Origin of the sequence: Bacillus sp. JJ783 (genome assembly GCF_036963225.1) — a bacterium.
GTDB classification, from domain to species: domain Bacteria; phylum Bacillota; class Bacilli; order Bacillales; family Bacillaceae_G; genus Bacillus_A; species Bacillus_A cereus_U.
Map to the genome: position 1 here is coordinate 1071 of NZ_JBALMG010000256.1, position 557 is coordinate 1627.

Genomic DNA, 557 nt, shown 5'->3' on the forward strand with positions numbered 1-557 from the left:
GGTGTTTTTCGTTTGAAGATAAGAATTCATTGCCTATAAGAAACAAATTGGAAAGAGATTGAGATGAAAAATAGGTATTCAAATAGTCAATAAAATTGACACTGAATATCATTTTCATTTATTATGAAGTCGTCACATGTAATTGGACATGATTTTTGTGAAAAAGTCTATTTTTTTATTAATATAATAGATTTCTATTAAGGTGTCACATTCAAGAACTATCACTAAATTTTTCAAGAATTTAAACGTAGGAAAGGGTAAAATAAAAATGAACTGGAAAAAAGGCGGATTATGGATTATTATTTTTTTCATTGTAAAAGGTACGATTTCTACACTTTTACTTGTTACAGGTGCTAAATATTTTAATTTATCATATATGCAACTTTTCGTACTAGTACTGATCTTATTACTGATTTCTCTCATAAGTCGAAAATTGCTCTATAGATATAAACAAAATAAAAAGCAAAAAGAGCTAAATATATAATGAAGCCCCAGAGATCTTTGGATTTCTGGGGTTTTACTATATATTTAGCTTCTTGCTATTTGTGGGCAGTAAA

1 protein-coding gene is annotated in these 557 nt (G+C 27.3%); it reads left to right on the top strand.

The genetic code is table 11. The features are described 5' to 3' along the window. Window positions 1-268 precede the first annotated feature (268 nt). A complete protein-coding gene (locus tag V7038_RS29245) occupies window positions 269-484 on the top strand; it encodes a hypothetical protein (protein WP_002110681.1) in 216 nt (71 codons plus the stop codon). Window positions 485-557: the final 73 nt, after the last annotated feature.

Bases quoted from the DNA above. Each gene is read 5' to 3' on its own strand.
- V7038_RS29245 (WP_002110681.1), top strand. From the start codon at position 269: ATGAACTGGAAAAAAGGCGGATTATGGATTATTATTTTTTTCATTGTA.